At 41.4% G+C, this 18,822-nt stretch carries 13 protein-coding genes; 11 read left to right on the top strand and 2 right to left on the bottom strand.

The features are described from left to right. The first annotated feature begins 159 nt into the window (after positions 1 to 159). From prfC to O9295_RS26630, 7 genes are all read left to right on the top strand, one after another. On the top strand, positions 160 to 1,794 hold the full coding sequence (gene prfC, locus O9295_RS26660; RefSeq protein WP_147068784.1) for a peptide chain release factor 3: 1,635 nt from the start codon (positions 160 to 162) through the stop codon (positions 1,792 to 1,794). A gap of 112 nt (positions 1,795 to 1,906) precedes the next feature. Continuing rightward, positions 1,907 to 2,617, top strand: coding sequence for a lysophospholipid acyltransferase family protein (locus tag O9295_RS26655; protein WP_012268067.1), 711 nt, complete (start codon positions 1,907 to 1,909; stop codon positions 2,615 to 2,617). Between the two features lie 394 nt (positions 2,618 to 3,011). Next, positions 3,012 to 3,995: a GntR family transcriptional regulator gene (locus O9295_RS26650; RefSeq protein ID WP_079206489.1), complete on the top strand. Its 984-nt coding sequence runs from the start codon at positions 3,012 to 3,014 to the stop codon at positions 3,993 to 3,995. Between the two features lie 245 nt (positions 3,996 to 4,240). Continuing rightward, on the top strand, positions 4,241 to 5,365 hold the full coding sequence (locus tag O9295_RS26645) for a vWA domain-containing protein (protein WP_288036280.1): 1,125 nt from the start codon (positions 4,241 to 4,243) through the stop codon (positions 5,363 to 5,365). A 17-nt stretch (positions 5,366 to 5,382) separates the two neighbouring features. Beyond that, positions 5,383 to 8,529, top strand: a complete 3,147-nt coding sequence (locus O9295_RS26640; protein WP_288036278.1) for a tubulin-like doman-containing protein — start codon at positions 5,383 to 5,385, stop codon at positions 8,527 to 8,529. Positions 8,530 to 8,629: 100 nt separating this feature from the next. Then, the gene (locus tag O9295_RS26635; protein ID WP_288036276.1) at positions 8,630 to 11,149 is read left to right on the top strand and encodes a methyl-accepting chemotaxis protein; all 2,520 of its coding nucleotides are present in this window, start codon (positions 8,630 to 8,632) and stop codon (positions 11,147 to 11,149) included. Positions 11,150 to 11,155: 6 nt separating this feature from the next. Then, positions 11,156 to 11,797: an OmpA family protein gene (locus O9295_RS26630; protein ID WP_150976362.1), complete on the top strand. Its 642-nt coding sequence runs from the start codon at positions 11,156 to 11,158 to the stop codon at positions 11,795 to 11,797. A 1-nt stretch (position 11,798) separates the two neighbouring features. On the opposite strand, the gene O9295_RS26625 is transcribed toward O9295_RS26630, so the two are convergent. Both O9295_RS26625 and O9295_RS26620 read right to left on the bottom strand, forming a co-directional pair. Then, positions 11,799 to 12,392: a Uma2 family endonuclease gene (locus O9295_RS26625; RefSeq protein WP_288036274.1), complete on the bottom strand. Its 594-nt coding sequence runs from the start codon at positions 12,390 to 12,392 to the stop codon at positions 11,799 to 11,801. A gap of 5 nt (positions 12,393 to 12,397) precedes the next feature. After that, positions 12,398 to 12,988 carry a Uma2 family endonuclease gene (locus tag O9295_RS26620; RefSeq protein ID WP_288036273.1) on the bottom strand — a complete coding sequence of 197 codons (591 nt, stop codon included), beginning with the start codon at positions 12,986 to 12,988 and terminating at the stop codon, positions 12,398 to 12,400. 487 nt (positions 12,989 to 13,475) lie between these two features. Between O9295_RS26620 and O9295_RS26615 the strand changes: the two genes are divergently transcribed. From O9295_RS26615 to O9295_RS26600, 4 genes are all read left to right on the top strand, one after another. After that, positions 13,476 to 15,395, top strand: coding sequence for a long-chain fatty acid--CoA ligase (locus O9295_RS26615; protein WP_288036271.1), 1,920 nt, complete (start codon positions 13,476 to 13,478; stop codon positions 15,393 to 15,395). Positions 15,396 to 15,456: 61 nt separating this feature from the next. Further along, on the top strand, positions 15,457 to 15,906 hold the full coding sequence (locus O9295_RS26610; protein ID WP_288036269.1) for a YlqD family protein: 450 nt from the start codon (positions 15,457 to 15,459) through the stop codon (positions 15,904 to 15,906). A gap of 246 nt (positions 15,907 to 16,152) precedes the next feature. After that, positions 16,153 to 17,517 carry a DUF3370 domain-containing protein gene (locus tag O9295_RS26605; protein ID WP_287972055.1) on the top strand — a complete coding sequence of 455 codons (1,365 nt, stop codon included), beginning with the start codon at positions 16,153 to 16,155 and terminating at the stop codon, positions 17,515 to 17,517. A 303-nt stretch (positions 17,518 to 17,820) separates the two neighbouring features. After that, positions 17,821 to 18,762 (top strand): hypothetical protein, encoded by a 942-nt coding sequence (locus O9295_RS26600; RefSeq protein ID WP_288036267.1) that lies wholly within the window; start codon positions 17,821 to 17,823, stop codon positions 18,760 to 18,762. Positions 18,763 to 18,822 lie beyond the last annotated feature (60 nt).

Here is an 18,822-nt window from a genome sequence, read left to right as displayed (position 1 = left end):
ATAATACTAGACCAAACCAAAAGAAGTCAAGCGGTATCCTTAACAAGGGAACAGTCAAACTAGGAGCCGTGTGAGGCGAAAGTCTCACGCACGGTTCTGAATGGGAGGGGAGGTCGGTGACGACCTTCTCGACCCCTAATGAAAGCGATCGAAATTAGAATGACGACCGAAATTGAAAAAGAACTAGAAACCAGCGAAGCTGTCTTGGAAAAACGGCGAAATTTTGCCATTATCTCCCACCCTGACGCAGGAAAGACCACCCTGACCGAAAAACTGTTACTATACGGGGGTGCAATCCATCAAGCGGGTGCAGTCAAAGCAAGACGCGACCAACGCAAAGCCACCTCCGACTGGATGGAAATGGAAAAACAACGGGGAATTTCGATTACTTCCACGGTTTTACAGTTCGATTATCGTGATTTTCAGATTAATCTCCTCGATACTCCCGGCCACCAAGATTTTAGCGAAGATACCTATCGTACCCTAGCCGCTGCCGATAATGCGGTGATGTTAATCGACGCGGCCAAAGGTTTGGAACCGCAAACGAGAAAACTCTTTGAAGTGTGCAAACTGCGTCAGTTGCCTATCTTTACCTTTGTTAACAAAATGGATCGCCCCGGCCGCGAACCTCTGGATTTATTGGACGAAATCGAGCGAGAATTAGGATTACAGACCTATCCCGTCAATTGGCCGATCGGAATTGGCGATCGCTTTCGGGGAGTTTTTGATCGGGCCACCCGAACTATACACCTGTTTGAACGTCGCTCCCACGGCTCTCAGGAGGCGCAGGAAACCGTGATCGAGCTTGGCGACCCCAAAATTGAGGATTATCTCGAAAAAGACCTGTATTACCAGTTAAAAGAGGATATAGAACTGCTCTCGGAATTGGGTGCAGAATTGGATTTGCCAGCAGTCCACGCAGGAGAAATGACCCCGATCTTTTTTGGTAGCGCCATGACCAATTTTGGGGTGAAATTATTCCTAGAATCCTTCCTCGACTATGGATTACCACCCAGAGGACGCAATTCCTCCCTCGGTGTCCTTGATCCCACCTATCCCGATTTCACCGGTTTTGTCTTCAAACTGCAAGCAAACATGGATCCCAAACATCGCGACCGGGTGGCCTTTGTGCGGGTATGTACGGGGAAATTCGAGAAGGATATGGTAGTAAACCACGCTAGAACCGGTAAAACTATCCGTTTATCCCGTCCTCAGAAACTTTTTGCCCAAGATCGGGCAGTTATTGAAGAAGCTTATCCCGGAGATGTGATCGGATTGAATAACCCCGGGGTCTTTGCGATCGGTGATACCATTTATATGGGTAAAAAGCTCGAATACGAAGGTATTCCCTGTTTTTCTCCGGAATTATTCGCCTATCTCAGAAATCCTAACCCTTCCAAGTTCAAACAGTTTCAAAAAGGAGTCTCGGAATTACAGGAAGAAGGGGCCGTACAGATATTATCCTCGATCGATGAATTTAAACGCGACCCAATTTTAGCCGCCGTCGGTCAATTACAGTTTGAAGTGGTGCAATTCCGTCTTTTAAGCGAGTACGGAGTCGAAACTACCCTCGAACCCCTAGCCTATAGTTTAGCCCGTTGGGTCGCCGGGGGTTGGGCCGCTTTAGAAAAAGCAGGTAAACTCTTTAATACTTTAACCGTCAAAGATTATTGGGGTCGTCCCGTCTTATTATTCAAAAATGAGTGGAATTTACAGCAAGTCAAAGAAGATCATCCCTCTTTGCAATTAAACTCGATCGCACCAGTAGGATCGGGAGTACAACCCCAATCCTAACCCTTAATCCCCCAAGACAATTGCCGAACTGGTCAGGACAAGATGGCGACCCCCCAGACAACTAGACTAAAGTAGAAGTGGTCAGAAAGTCTCGATCTTTCCTAACACTCGGATGTCTCAAAGCACTATCGTTGACGAGTCCCTCACCATTAGAAAAAGTCCTGCTGTCAATTCCCGAATTAATCCCTGTTTAATTCGCTTTTGTTATTTTCTGGGAAATTATCTGGTTTTACCGGCTTTTTTCGGCAAAATAACGGTGACAGGCCAAGAAAATATTCCCCTAACGGGGGGGGTCATCCTTGCACCTACCCATCGGTCCCGTTGGGATGCGCTGATTTTACCCTACGCGGTGGGACGCTTAGTTAGTAGACGCGATTTGCGCTTTATGGTTTCCGCTAACGAGATGAAAGGGGTGCAAGGTTGGTTTATCCGACGTTTGGGGGGTTTTCCCGTCAACACCGATCACCCCGGTATGGGTAGTCTGGTCCATAGCGTCGAACTTTTGGCCGCGGGGGAAATGGTGGCGATTTTTCCGGAAGGGGGTATCTGTCGCGATCGAGTGGTTCATCCTCTTAAACCGGGGGTAGCGCGGATCGCGTTGGAAGTTAAGACCATGAAACCCGATGCAGATATCAAGATTTTGCCGGTAAGCATTAGTTATAATCAGCCTTACCCCGGATGGGGAAGCGAAGCGACAGTAAACATCGGTCAAGGGATTAATGTGCTTGATTATCAACAAAATTCGCTAAAACGGGAAACTGTCCGCTTAACCAAAACCTTGAGCGATCGCTTAAAACTTCTCCACGAGGATCAATCCCCTTAATCAGCTGTTGATACTAAATCCTGTTCAAAAAGTATAGGATAGTGGGGGGGTCACTGCGTGCGCGTTGCGGGGGGAAATGGGGTGATAGGGAAGTGGGGTGTGGGGAGAAACAATTCATAACTTGAGAGTTAATCACACTATTAAAAACGGATTTGGTATGACTATCTACCCCATGAGTGGGATTTCGGGGACGGATTAAAATGATTGTTTTAACTATTTTTAAGTAAAAAAGTAGCTTTTCTAGTTTAAATAAATAATATCTTGGTGTTTGCTGCTTCTGGCTCCTGAATACTGCCTCGGAAACCCATCAGATCAGGGAAGATGTCCGATTACAGCAGAGGGTCTAATGATAGAATGGGCATCAGCGAAAGTAGTTTGTGAGTGAAGTGATCCGATGCAGTTCCAAATCCAGCCAGACAGTGAAATACCCGCCTCTAAGCAATTATTTGACCAAATTCGCTTCGCTATCGCCTCTCGTCAGTATCCCCCGGGACATCGTTTACCTAGTACCCGTCAACTAGCTATGATCACGGGATTACACCGTAATACGATCAGTAAAATTTATCAGCAACTGGAAGACGATGGGTTAGTAGAATCCATAGCAGGTTCGGGGATTTATGTCAAGGCTCGCGGGCATGAAAACGATAATTTATTGGGTTCACCCCTATTGGAACAAAATCCAGAAATAGGCCGACTAATTCGCCAGAGTTTGGCTGGTTTTCTCGCTCAAGGTTTAACTTTAGAGCAAATTCGCGAGTTATTACTGGCGGAAATCGATTGGCGATCGCAGTGTCGTTCTCAAGTTCTTGTCACCATTCCCCGTCACGATTTGGGTGCAGGAAAACTAATGTTGAGAGAATTAGAGCAATCCCTCAAAATTCCCGTCCAATTAGTGGCAATGGAGGATTTAGCCCAAGTTTTAGCCAATACTAAATCTGCCACTGTTGTCACCAGTCGCTATTTTATCAGTGTGGCGGAGGAAATTGCCGCTCCTTTTCACCTACGAGTCATTCCCATCGATATCTACGATTACAGCAAGGAATTGGCATTAATCAAAAAATTACCCACCGATAGCCGTTTGGGGATTGTCAGTATTAGCACCGGTATTATTAAGGTGGCCGAAATTTTAATTCATAGTTTACGGGGCGATGATTTATTAGTTATGTCTGCCCAAATTCATGAAACGGATAAGTTAAAAGTTTTAGCCCGAACTTCCCAGACAATTATCAGTGATCAAGCGAGTTATACTTTAATTAAAAATCTGATTAATGAAGTGCGATCGGATTTAATTCGTCTGCCAGAAATTATCTGTAGTGATAATTATATTGGGGATAAATCAATTCAATTGCTAAGACGAGAATTAGGATTAGGTGGTTAGATGATAAGCTAGGACACATTTTAACCGCTAAATCTCCCCCTTGCAAGAGTGCCTTATCTCAACAAGCAATTTAAATGCGCGGGCAGCTTAACTTTAAAATTTATTTTAGTCTATGGTTACTATTGACAATAACTTAGAGCAAATCGAGAATAAAAGCGAAAAAAACTTTTAAGAAGTATTATTTTTTTAGTACAATGGCGGAAGAATAGGGATAAGCTCAATTTTTCACTCTCGAACGAGGCTAAATGAAAAGTGCTGACTGTTTAACGGTATCCCCCGGGGAACCGCTTACCGATTGGCAAAAACTCGGATTAGATTTGGTGGCTCGTTGGCAGGGACGAGATGTTATCCTAGCGATCGATCTTACCGGCAGTGTTAACTTTAATGATGAAGGACGCACGCGCCTCGGTCAAATTATTCGCGATAGTTTAAAAAATAACGATTCCGTTTATTTAGTCCCCTTTGCTGATAATGTTCAACCGATTACAGAACCGATTTTAATTCGCGGAAGGGAAGATATAGACGCGGTTTTAAAGTCAATTCCTTGGCAATCTAGCCAAAGTGCTAAAAATACCGATATTCAGCGCGCAGAATGGCACGTTTATCCCCGACTGGCACGCTTAAATCAGTGTCGTTTAACTGCCAATCAAGCTATCAAACCCCAGTCGGTAGTTTGGATTACCGATGCACCCCTTTCTACTGCCGAGGGGATTACTTCACAACAGTGGATAGAAACCCCAAAAAATAGCCCTTTTCGTCTTGCTAATTCTCCCGAAAGTTTGGAAAGACAAAACTGGCTTAATTCCCTACCAATTAATCTAAGAACTCAAGAAATTACTGCCACTAACGGCAATAAATATAAACTATCAGTTGTCGATATTGCTCCCACAGCACAAGAGTTTTGCACTCCCGCACCGGGAGGACAAGAAACCTGTTTGATTAATCCTTATCTCTTGAGTCAGTTATGGTTGCCAGCATTGGTAATTACATTAATGGGAATTGGGGGAATAGTAGCGAGTATTTTGGGAATTCGTCACTGGTTGCGGTTAAATACTGCTTGGACTATTAAAGTCTCATCTAATGATGATGACAATGAAACCCAAAAATATATTTTAAAAACATCCGAAAGAATTAACATCGGTGGTGATGAATATCATAAGAATACCATTCCTTGTCATGGGGAAGAAATTCGCTGCTATTTAGAAAGACGCGGCAATCAGTTATATCTGAAACCCACTAAACAAGCAGAGATTTTTTATCGAGGTAATCAACTAACTCAGGAGGTGAAGATAGATAAAAATTACCTGACTTTAACCTATCACCATAACCATCAAGATTTCGACCTACAAATTCAGATTAGCAAAAAATAACTCAGGAGATTTAAACCATGGCTAACACCAGTCAAACCCGCGCTATCAAACGGACAATTATCATCGGATTAGGTGGTACTGGTCGAGATGTGTTAATGAGAATTCGTCGCTTTATTATTGATAAGTATGGGAAGTTATCTAACCTACCCGTTGTCAGTTTTGTTCATATTGACACAGACAAAAACGCTTTCAATGGTTCGGGTTTACCCACAGGAAATAGCTATCACGGAGAAGAAATTCTTTTATCAGCTGCTGAAAGAGTATTCATTAATATGAATGCTCAGGATGTTAACAATCTCACCTATGAACTTGAACACCAAACCCTTTTTGAAAGTCCCTTTTCCCATATTGAAAGCTGGTTAGACCCAAGACTAAAAAAACAAATAACTGCCATTGAAAATGGTGCGGGAGGTATTCGTCCCGTCGGTCGTTTAGCTTTCTTCCATAACTATCAAAAAATTCAAGAGGCAATTGAAGCAGCGGAAAGACGAACTTCTGGTCATGAACCCTTTATGTTTAGCGGTAAAGTTAACGGTCAAAGTTTTAATGTCCAAGAGGGTTTAAATGTCTTTGTTGTCGGTTCTTTGTGTGGGGGAACTGGTAGCGGCATTTTCCTCGATGTGGCCTACACTTTGCGTCATATTTTACAACAAACCGCCGAATATACATCCTTTGGTTATTTGGTAATTAGTCCTAAACTTTATGGTGATGGCGCAATTATGAGAGCTAATACCTATGCAGCTTTGAAAGAGTTAGACCATTATACCAATGAAAGTAATTCCTTTCAAGTCTGTTATGATAAACAAAATTTCGTCAACATCGATGAAAAACGTTCTCCTTTTGATTTTGCCTACTTAGTTTCTAATCGCACTGCGGGAGATTACCGGATTAATAATAAAGGTAAATTATGTAATGTCATTGCTTACAAAATTTTCTTGGATTTTGCCGATGAGTTATCTCCTCACATCAAAAGCAATCGGGATAACTATAAAGACCCGATGATTCGTAAAGATAATCATCCTTTTCAGATGTGTCAAGGTTATATGTCCTTTGGACTAGCGAGGATTTATTTTACTCGCGACCGAATTGTGCAGATTGGTCTCAATCGTTTTACGCTCAAATTAATTAAATTTTGGTTAGAGGGATATGGTCAAAGTCCCAGTGGACAAGAGTTATTAAGTAAGTTCCTAGCTAATTGGAGTACCCAAAGTAATAAGGATTATTTTACTGCCAGATTGGAAGAAGCAACCCTAGAGAATAATAAAACTTTTTCTAAGACTTTAACCTCTTGGAAAAATTCCCTAGAGGAAGAAATATCCAATAGTCAAGATTTGGAGAATTTACCCCAAACCGTCAAGCAATCCCTAGAAAAAGAGTTTCGCAAAGTACAAGGGGGAGAAACAGATAGCAGTCGCGGAATCTGGTTAACTCTGACCCAACAAACTCAACCCAAGTTAATTGAAAAATTTAAGTCAGATATTGACCAATTTTTGGAGATTCTTCTTAATCCTGATAGCTTAGAATTTTCTTTGGAAAATAGCCTATCTTTTTTGGTCGCTTTACAAGTACAGATTAATACCTACAAGGGGAATCTAGAGGAATTATCTCAGGATAATAAAGGGTTTCATTCCTCGGAAAAAATTGATAACATTTGGCGAAATCTCAAACAAACTCTCGAAGATATAAACGGGAAAAAGTCTGTCTTCAAGATGTTCAATAAAAATGCCAATAGTGAGAGAATCAAGTCCGAGTTAAGAGACTACGTTCAAAGCGGACAAAAATTAATTCAGCATAACTTTAATTTCAGCATCAATCGCGAATCTAGAAAGATTGTTGAAGCGATTCTCAAGCATATTTCCAGTCGAATGCTGCAGATACAACAACTGAAAGAATCCCTATATCAGCTAATCGCAGAATACGATAAATACGAACAGGAGTTAATGCAGTTAAATCTCGACGAGATGACTGGGGAAGGTATTTTCCCAGAGGAGAATATTGATAACTGTATCCCTGACAGTAACTCCCGAACTCAATACATTTCCGTTAGCCAAAAAGTCACCAATAATTTAGGCTATAATGCTTCCCTATTCAGTTTATTTAGCCAATCTTTTGTTATTGACAATGAAACTCTCAAAGAGACTCTAACAGCAACAATAGAGAAACAGTTTCAATCAGTAAGCACTAATAAAATTGATGCAGTAATTAAGCGATTTATGGGTCAATATAGACCACATGATTTTCCTGAACGCTTGGCGCAAATTCTGCGAGAAGCTGATTTAATGTTACCCATAAATGTTAATGATGCTTACTATCGTTTGCATACAGATAAAGCATTGCTAATTGGGACTAAGGATGATAATTCACCCACCATGCAAAGATTTATGAAGACTCTTGAATCTGATTTAAATATTAATCTGGGGACTTCTTTTGAATCAATTCAAACCGACGAAGAAATCCTAATTACCTACGAGTTTGGTGGGTTTTCCCTAAGAATCATTACTGATTTATCTGGGTTACAAAAAATCTATCAAGACCAAAAGAGAATCAGCATTTTACACAATGATTACAGGATAGATTTTGCTGATATTATTCCACCACCTGCCAAATTAATTGAGGAATTAGAGTTTATTTTCTATCCCGCAATTGCTCTCGGTTTACTAGAATACGATGAGGAGGATGATACTTATCAATTAGTCATCGAAGGCGATTTATTTAACAATAAGTCCATTATTGACATTAGCGGTAATTGGCGACTTGCTTTAGAACAATTTGCTTCTCGTAAGGACATGATTAATGCTTTGCAGGTACTGCTTAATCAGGCAAAAAATGATATTTTGGCTAATCCTCCTCTATTATTTACTAACGAGGGTGATTATTTTCAGAACGTCAGCTATTTTGTCAACAATGTCAAAAATTTACCCGACCATCATCCCAATTCTCGCTACAAGAATAAGGTAGCTGGACAAGATGGAAATGCTCAACAGGAGGCAAAAGAAGGAATTATCACCCGTTTTGTTAATCAACTGAAAATGGAACTAGAAAAACGTGCTGCTGAACAGAAAAAACTAGACAAACAACAGCAAAAGCAACAAACTTTACTGGGAACAAACAATAACATTAGTCAACCCAGTTTACCCCCAGAGGTTAGCACTACTGATGAATGATAAAATTAATCAATCTTAATGATGTTTCCCCAGCTATCTGAGGAAACATTCACCCCCAACTCTCTCTATCAACCACAATTCGAGGTATCTAATAACTATCATGGCATTACTTAACCTTTTTCCCCCCTATCTGATTCTTTTAACTCTAGTCTTGGTTATTTTTCCCACCGTCTTAACTCTGGGAATCCGGATTGCTCTCTATAAACATCTCCAAGAGTCAACTGTAAAAGTCAAGCGCTTAATTCGGGGAGAAAGTCGCGGGGTTCAACCTAAAATTATCTCTAATCTAGAGAATAGATTTAAGATAGCCAGTAGTCAACTAGATGATGTTAATACCGCAGCTTTGGTAGATGGTTTATACCATGAAGAACAATTTACTTTCATGTCTAAATCTCTTAGCTGCGAGAAATGGGATTATTTTGTAAGAGTCTTACCCAATCTCCTCCTCGCTTTTGGTTTGTTGGGAACTTTCCTCGGAATTACTCTCAATCTGACGGGAATTAGCACACTTATCGATATCAATAATGTCGATGTGCAAAGTTTAGGAGAAAAGCTCAAAACTCCCCTAGAAAGTATGGGGATTGCTTTTATCACTAGCTTAATTGGTTTAGCTTGTAGTTCTTTACTGACTGTGATTAACTTAATCTTTAATACCAACCTTGCTAAAGTAAATCTAATTAGTTCCCTAGAAGACTATTTAGATAACATCTTGCAGCCGACTGTAGAAGGGAATAGTCGCTTGGATAAAGCGGTTAATCGCATGGTGGATAAACAGCAAGCATTTCTGACTAACTTTCATACTGAGGTGACGAGAGTATTAGAATCTTCTTTAGGAAAAGTTGCCAAAGAAATTGCTGATGGTAATCAGGAAACAGCTAAGTTAGTCACCCAGGTTTGTGAAAGATTAACTGAAACTGCGGGAACTTTATCTACCGGTGCGACGACTTTTCAGCGTTCAGCTTTTGAACTTAACGAGCAAGTACCAATTATCACGCAAGCAAACCGAGAGTTTACACAATCCTCTCAGGAACTAAAAAATAGTGTACTGCTTTTTAAACAAGCGTCAGAGTTAATTGAAAAAAGCAACTTCTCTGGTAATATCGAAAGGTTTACCGCTAGTTTAGCAGAAACTCAAGGGAGATTTTCTCAATCCACTGCACTACTAGAGCAGAATATCGGGGAGATTATCAGCAGTAATAAAAGAGCTAACGATTTAGCAGAACAAGTGTATTTAAATATCCAAGAATCTTCTCAAAAATTACAAAATAGTGCGCTAGGTTTTCTGGAAGCTTCCGAAAAAATCGAAAGTAGTCAATTTGCTGATAAGTTAGTGCAAGCAACCGCAGATTTAATGACTGCTCATCAACAGTTTGCCAATTCTACTACAGATTTAAACCAATCAACTCAATCTCTAGCTTCTTTAACTCAAGACTTCCAGCGTTCAATGACAACTATGGTTGAGTTAGGAATAAAAATTACTGACTTGAATCAAAAATCTGAGACAATCCTAGAACAAAATCAGCAACGCTCAGTCACCGAACAAGAAAAGTTATCTAACATCCAGGGAGAATTAGTAAAATTAATCGAAACTGTGAAAACCTATCAAGACAGCTTTAACTCCGAGTCGAAACAATTAGGAAACCAACTTATCAATCGTCTCGATGAAAGACTCTCCCAAACCTCCGATAAAATTCTCACTGCTTCCCATGGGATTGAGCGCTCTAGTAATAATCTCGATGTGACTAATGCTAACTTGTCTCGGTTAATTGATACAGTGACAGAGCAAGTTACTCAAGTCTCTGAGAAAATCCTAGAACAAAATCAGCAACGCTCAGTCACCGAACAAGAAAAGTTATCCAACATTCAAGGAGAATTAGTAAAATTAATCGAAACCGTGAAAACCTATCAAGACAGTTTTAACTCCGAGTCGAAACAATTAGGCAATCAACTTATCAATCGTCTTGAGCAAAGACTATCCCAAACCTCCGATAAAATCCTCACTGCTTCCCATGGCATTGAGCGCTCTAGTAATAATCCAGAGGTGACTAATGCTAACTTGTCTCAGTTAATTGGTACAGTGACAGAGCAACTTACTCAAGTCAAGGAAAGCTTACAGTCTGATTTAAACCTTTTAAGCAATAACTTAGGGATGGTAGTTGATGATAAATTAACTAAGAACTCAGAACAATTAAAAGCAGTTTCCCAATCTATTGAGAAAACAGCCAATCAATTTGGCAGCCTTAAATCAGATTTTTCTCAAGTAATTAACGCAGTGAACACCAACACCAGTCAATTAACTGCTAACTTAGAATCTTTGCGAGATAAGTTAGAGAAAGTTATCGCTAAGGAAAATAAATCAAATCAAAAAATGATTGAACACATCTATGGAGAAATTCACAAATGTTTAGCAGAACTGGAGAAAATTAACGATATGCGTTCTGACTTTTCTAACTTAAATAATAAGATGGAAGAACTTTCTGAATTTTCTAACTTAAAGGATAAGATAGAAAAACTTAAGGATGAGATGGAAGAACTTTTTGAGACAATCCCTAATCCTCCTCAAAAAGATGTTGAGAAGGGGATTAAGACTATATTTGATAACTTCACTAACAAATTCTAAGCAATTATGTCTAGACGTACCTACTACCGGGATGAAGATAAATCGGTGGATGTTTATCCCGCATTTACCGATTTAATGTCCAATGCTTTCATGATTCTGAGTTTATTTCTCCTCTTGGCACTTTTTCAGTCCTATAATCTCATCAGCAAACTGGAGGAAGCTAACCGAAAACTGCAAACAGCAACCCCCATAGTTATCGATGAAAAATCAGGAAAATTCAAATTTCAGTCGGGAAGTGCTGAATTAAACCCTGCTTTAAAAACCTATATTCGTCAGCGCATTATTCCCGCTATCGAAACCATTACCAAAGACAGAGAAATCGACTTTATTCAAGTAATTGGACACACCGACGGACAAGGAATACAGAAGACAAGTAATCTCGATAAAAATATCGAATCGGTTGCCAGCAGAAAACAATCTGTTAAAATGCTAGTACCCGGTTCTAACACTGATTTAGGATTAATGCGCGCTTTAGCAGTAGTGCAAGAAATCGAAAGCACAGGTAAACTCAAAAACGTCAAATTTCGAGCTTTTTCCGCAGGACAGTTATACCTCCCATCCGGTAACTTAGCTGCGGTTAATCGTGACGCAGATGCAAGCAGACGCAGAATTGAAATCCGTTTTATTCCCCCCGGTAAAAAACAATGATTTATTCTATTTCTTCCACGGAATAATTAACCGTTTCCAGGGTGACATCCTCGTATAAATCCCGAAAAGATGCCGTCAGATTAATACTCTGCAAACTAAAACTTTCTTGCTGATAGGTTTGCAGAATCCATAAACCCTGTTCACCCCGTCGAAAAGTTTCCACTCGTTGGTGTTTACTATTCACTAAGACATATTCCTCTAAACTTTCTAGAGTTTGATAATCATTAAATTTATCCCCCCTATCAAAAGCTTCTGTAGAATCGGAGAGAACTTCGATAATCAATTTAGGAAAACTTTTGTAGGTAGCAGTTTCCCTATCTCTGTCATCGCAGGTGACAAGAATATCAGGATAATAAAAGTGATTGCGTTTCTCTAATTTGACTTTCACATCGGCAAAATAAACCCGACAATTGGAACCCCGCAAATGATTACGAATGATAAAAGTGAAATTAAGTCCGATAATATTATGAGTATCCGTCGTCCCTGCCATGGCGTAAACTTGCCCATCGATATATTCATGCTTAATGGGACTTTTTTCTTCAAACTGAAGATATTCTTCTGGAGTGAGATTGTTATAGTTAGATAAAGCAATCATGGTTTTTAAGGAATTTGGGGAGTATCATTAACCGTTTCTAGGGTGACATCCTCGTATAAATCCCGAAAAGATGCCGTCAGATTAATACTCTGCAAACTAAAACTTTCTTCCTGATAGGTTTGCAGAATCCATAAACCCTGTTCACCCCGTCGAAAAGTTTCCACTCGTTGGTGTTTACTATTCACTAAGACATATTCCTCTAAACTTTCTAGAGTTTGATAATCATTAAATTTATCACCCCTGTCAAAAGCTTCTGTGGAATCGGAGAGAACTTCAATAATCAATTTAGGAAAACTTTTGTAGGTAGCGGTTTCTCTATCTCTGTCATCGCAGGTGACAATAATATCGGGATAATAAAAGTGATTGCGCTTCTCTAATCTGACTTTCACATCGGCAAAATAAACCCGACAATCGGAACCCCGCAAATGATTACGAATAATTGTGTATATATTCCCCGAAACAATATTATGAGTATCCGTCGTCCCTGCCATGGCGTAAATTTGCCCATCGATATACTCGTGTTTAATGGGACTTTTTTCTTCAAACTGAAGATATTCTTCTGGAGTGAGATTATTATAGTTAGATAAAGCAATCATTGGTTTTTCTCCTAATCACAACTTTATTAAGTACCTAAGCAGGTAGGTGTTAAAAATTGTCGGCGCTCCCCTTATTAAGGGGTAGGGTTGATTCATAGTAGGGTTGATTCATAGTAGGGTTGATTTATAGTAGGGTTGATTTATAGTAGGGTTGATTCATGAATCAACCCTACTAGGGGTGGGGGGGATCAGAGGCAAAATCTATCTTCTACTTAATTAGAACCACTTACCTAGGCAAAATTAATTATACATCTAAGCCGTTAGCCTTTTCCGTAATCAGTAAGCAGTATTAAGTAACAGTACATTCCCTGATTACCCTTCACTGTTCACCGATAACCGAAAAGTCTCCACTCTCCGAGTCTCGACTAGGAAATCAACTTTGCAGGATTAGATACCTGTTGAAATACTGTCTAGGAGAACCAGCAAAAAGAGCCTCGAATGGTTAATCTATATGTTATTACTCTTGTAATCCTCTATAACTACTGCTATGACAACCCTAATTGACTATTCAAATATTCAATCTTTACCCGAAGTTTGGTCAATAGTTGCCCAGCGTTTCCCCAATATTATCGCCCTGCAAGATCCTCACAGTAAACCAGAAGTAATTCTCACCTATCGGCAACTTTATCAACAAATTCAGCAATTTGCCGCCGCTTTACAAGCATTAGGAGTCACAGAAACCGAAAATGTCGCTTTATTTGCCGATAATAGTCCCCGGTGGTTTATTGCCGACCAAGGTTCCATGGCAGCCGGGGCCGCCAACGCGGTACGATCTGCTCAAGCAGATGCAGAGGAATTAGCCTATATTCTGGCCGATAGTGACAGTCAGACGCTGATTGTCGAAAATAACAAAACTTTAGGGAAATTGCTGGCGAAAATCCCTGAATTGCCCCTAAAATTAATCGTGCTGCTCACCGACGAAGACCCCGCTACTGGGGCGATTTCCGTGCAGACCTTAAATTTCAAGCAACTAATGGCGATCGGGGCTGAGAACACCCTTAAACCCATCACCAAGAGCGAAAATGATCTGGCTACCCTCATCTACACATCGGGAACGACGGGACAACCAAAAGGGGTGATGCTAAGTCACGGTAATCTGCTGCATCAGGTACGCAACTTAAATGCTATCTTTCAACCGGATCCTGGCGATCGAGTTTTAAGTATACTACCTTCATGGCATTCCTACGAGCGCAGTTGTGAGTATTTCAGTCTAGCTCAGGGTTGCACCCAGATTTATACCAGTATTCGCACTTTTAAGCAGGATTTAAAGCAATTTAGTCCGCAATTAATGGTGGGAGTTCCCCGTCTTTGGGAATCCCTTTACGAAGGTATCCAAAAACAATTTAGCGAACAACCGGCCACAAAACAGAAATTAGTGCGATTTTTGCTAGAAAAGTCGGAAAAGTACGTTATTGCTAAACGTATCGCCGATAATCTCAGTCTAGATCACCTTCACGCTTCCGGGATCGAAAGACTAAAAGCAAGAATTCAATCCCTCTTACTCTATCCCCTCCATGCCATCGGTGATAAGCTAGTTTATGGCAAAATTCGCCAAGCAGTGGGAAATAAAGTTAAAATCTTGGTTAGTGGCGGTGGTTCCTTAGCCAGACATCTAGATACTTTCTATGAGATTGCGGGAATCCCGATTTTAGTTGGTTATGGACTGACAGAAACTTCTCCTGTCGCTACCGTCCGTCGTATCGATCATAACCTGCGCGGGTCTGCCGGTCGTCCCGTCCTTCAGACAGAAATCTGTATTGTCGATTTACACAGCAAAGAAGTCTTACCGACAGAAAAACACGGTTTAGTCTTGATTCGCGGTCCGCAGGTGATGCAGGGATACTATAAAAAACCCGAAGCAACCGAAAAAGCGATTTCTCCCGATGGTTGGTTTGATAGCGGTGATATTGGTTGGTTAACCGCTGCTGGGGATTTAGTCTTAACCGGACGGGCCAAAGATACAATTGTTTTGAGCAATGGTGAAAATATCGAACCGCAACCGATTGAAGATGCTTGTTTACGCAGTCCCTTTATCTCCCAAATTATGCTAGTGGGACAGGATCAAAAAGCTTTGGGGGCTTTGATCGTGCCTAATCTTGATATACTGGCCAATTGGGCGCAAGAACAGAAAATATCCTTAAATTTACCCGATCTTCACAGCGATCGCTCCACGATTCTTTCTAGCGATCTCTACAGCAAAAAAGTCTTAGCTCTCTACCAACAAGAATTAAAGCGCGAGGTAAGAAATCGGCCCGGTTATCGTACCGATGACCAGATTAAAACCTTTGAGTTAATTTTAGAGCCTTTTTCCCAAGAAAACGGCATGATGACCCAAACTTTAAAGATTAAACGACCGGTAGTAACACAACGCTATCGCGATATGATTAACGAGATGTTTGCCAAGTAAATATTTCCGGCAAATATTCCCTAACCCCTTGACAAAAAGACCTTTTTAGGATAAGCAAATCATGGATGACACACAAACCAGTTTATTACTGAAACGCCCGGTGACAATTAAAGTCATCGTGACTCCGCGCTGGAAAGAAGAAGCACAACAGCAATTACAAGCACAAATGGCTCAAATTGACGCACAAATTCAACAATTAGAAACCCAAGGCCAAAGAGCGATCGCCGAAATTCAGCGTCAGAGCCTGATCCCCTTACCCCCCGCGGCTGCCCAACAGATTGACAATATTCAAATCCAAGTCAATCAACAGAAAAGTGAGTTTCTCGAACAAAAAAACCAGTATCTGCAACAATTGCAACAGGTACAACTCTTGGAACTCAATCAAGAAGTCGCCCAAGCACAACTAGAAAGCTTTTTCCGGGTCGAAAAAGGCGATAACTTAGTAGCCAAAATGAATGTGGAACTCGTCCTTAGAGATGGCATAGTCGAAGAAATTCGCGGCGAAATTTAAAGCTAGGGTGAGCAGCTCCCGTCACTGTCAACGTAACGGTTAAAATCGGCAATAGCAAGGGGTATTCTCCCTTGCTAACCCATAAAACCGCCCCTAGCTCACATCACCCCTGACATGACTTGATCAGGCCTGAAAAATATATTAAGATTCTTTATCGATCGCCCGGACACCCTCGCCTATATTGTTGTATAACTTCATATCTCCATCGACTCACCCTTAATTAGATCCTATAAATATAGAATCTCTATGCTTTCTTTCTTACCCACTATTCTTTTAGCTCAGTCCGCCTCGGTCTTGCCCCAGATAGAGAGGAAATTAGTCACCCAATATCAGGAAGTGCGTCAGTTACCCGGTCAACTGAATGATGTGCTGGTTTTTAATAGCAATAGTCCCGAAATCGTAGAAAAAGAGGGAATTCTCCTCTCTACTTTCCCCGGCAAAGGAAAACGTTTTCCCATAGCCCATCTCAATCATCCCCTACAAGGACGTTTTGACGTTTTCACCCACCACATCGCCCGTCAAACCGATCCCAATCGCGACTTACACCAGGGCCTGATCGTTACTAATCCCACCTCCAGAAACCTGGTTATCCGCATCCTGCAAGGAGTCAGTTACGTTACCTCCGCCGATGCCCCTTTTGTCGATTTACCCTCTCTGGTGGAAGATCCCAACGGCCGAGTTTTTTCCGGTCCCGGTTCCCGTTTAGCCAGCGATATCATGCGTCGTCGCCATGATACCCAATTTCCCGCCCAGATCGTCATTCCCCCAGGCCAAAGTCGGATGCTATTCGATCTGGTTATCCCCAGAAGTAGCGCCCGCTCGACCCTCCTGCGTCTCTACAGCGATGGACCGGTCTATATGGCCAATTTAGCCCTCTACGAAGTTCCCCAAAAAGTCAAAATCGAAGATCGGGAAATAGCAACCTTTCGTCCCCCTACCCTAGAGGAATGGCGTACCCTATTAGTTAGAGGTGATTTAGCGGCTCCTCGCGATTTTCCCCCCACTCCCCCCGATCAATGGTTCCCTGGAAGAAGAAATTTTTATGGTCGCGTGGCCGGAATTTCTGTCGGTTCGGAATGGGCAACCCGCATTGTCGATCCCAAAGGGGGAATTAATCTCACCATTCCTCAACCCGGTCAAGCTTTTGCCTATCCTTTAAGTACGGTGACAGCAGCTACTTTCGGAACCAGACAAATTCAAAGCGCCCCCATGTTAGTGCGTTATCCCGATACGGCTTTCAAAGCTCACGGTAACTACGGTGTTCACTACTATCTGACTTTACCTCTATATAACAATACCAGCAAAACCCAGGTGGTGGCTTTGAGTATTCAAACCCCAATTAAAGAAGACAATTATCTCGATCGCTTGCTATTTGTTGAACCCGTCCAGGGACCGGTATTTTTCCGGGGTGCAGTGCGCGTTACCTATCGTAACGCCCTGGGACGCACCGAGGAACGTTTTTTCCATCTCGTTCAACGGGAAGGACAACAGGGAGAAGCTTTAGTACAGGTGGAACTTCCCCCCGGAGCCAGACGCGACATTAATCTCGATTTTCTCTATCCCCCCGATGCCACACCCCCCCAAGTTTTGAGCGTTAAAACTTTGGAATAAATAGGGTTTGCGGCAAAAAGTACGGGCGAAGCATTCGGTTAGAAAATCTACGGTTTCACCGATAGGTTATTGCCCGAATGCTTCGCCCCTACAGGACGCGGGCCGATGAAGACGCCAGGTTTTGAACGACGATTCTCTCAAAATCTTGCACCTGTTTCGCTCGTAAAGCCACAAAGCCCTTACCTTGCCTACATTTCACATTTATTCAGCCAGCCCTAGATAGTTTTTCTCGAAAAGTTAACGGCTGATTGTCGGGGGTAATAAGTAAGATACACTGAAATTAATCTCTCTGTGAATCGGCCGATGAATATTAGCAAAACTTGCTTTATTTTCTGCTTATTATCTCAATTTTTGGGCAATGCAGCTGCGAGTTTAGCCGTGACTAAACTCGATTTTGATACCGGTCAACCCCTAACAAATCAAGTGGTTAGATCGGGGAAAATTAAGGTACAAGTTAGCTATCAACCCATCGACCTAAACGAGAGAGTTGATGATAATTATGATATTAATAATGTTTCTTATCAAATCTTTTATAACGAGCAAATTTATCAGGAAAATAGCGGGTATAGTGCCTTTGGATCCGGCTATGTCGAATTAAGAGATTTAGATAATAATGGCATCGATGAGATTATCGTCTCCACCTATAGCGGCGGCGCACATTGCTGCACATCTTTGGTAATTTATACTTGGCAAAAAGATAAATTTATTAGAGAAGAAACGGGTTTTTTAGATGGTAGTGGTGGTTCCTTTGAAGATTTAGATGGAGATAACAATTATGAATTTGTCACCGTTGATAATGCTTTTTTGTACGCTTTTAGTTCCTACGCCGCCTCTTTTCCTCCCTCCAAAGTTTATACTTTTCAACAGGGTAAATTAGCGGATGTCACTAGAAAATATCCCCAAGAATTAAGAAAAACTTTAGCAGCAATGTTGAAAGCCTTTCAGTTAGCTAAAAAAGAAAAAGCCGAAGTCAATGGCATTTTGGCTGGTTATGTCGCCCAAAAAATTCTCCTAGGAGAATACGAAGAAGCTTGGCAATTTCTCCTCGCTAATTACGATAAAAACTCCGATTGGGGTCTCGATATCTATGGCGAAAGTACAGCGATCGGCAAATATCCAGACTTTCCCGCTGCCCTGAGCGCTTTTCTCCTGAAAAATGGCTACTTAGGGTCTGCTGAAAAAGTTTGTTGGTGGGGGCAGGGTGTGGGGTGTGGGGTGTGGGGTGTAGGGTTTTCCCGATTTTGAGGTAGTCAGTTACCTAAAATTCAGGGAAAAAGTCCCTGAATTTTACCCGCGATCACTCCA

This window comes from Microcystis sp. LE18-22.4A (genome assembly GCF_027531105.1).
Classification (GTDB): Bacteria; Cyanobacteriota; Cyanobacteriia; order Cyanobacteriales; family Microcystaceae; genus Microcystis; species Microcystis aeruginosa.
Note: the sequence above shows the minus strand (reverse complement) of the source record. Positions and strands in the feature narration are given on the sequence as shown.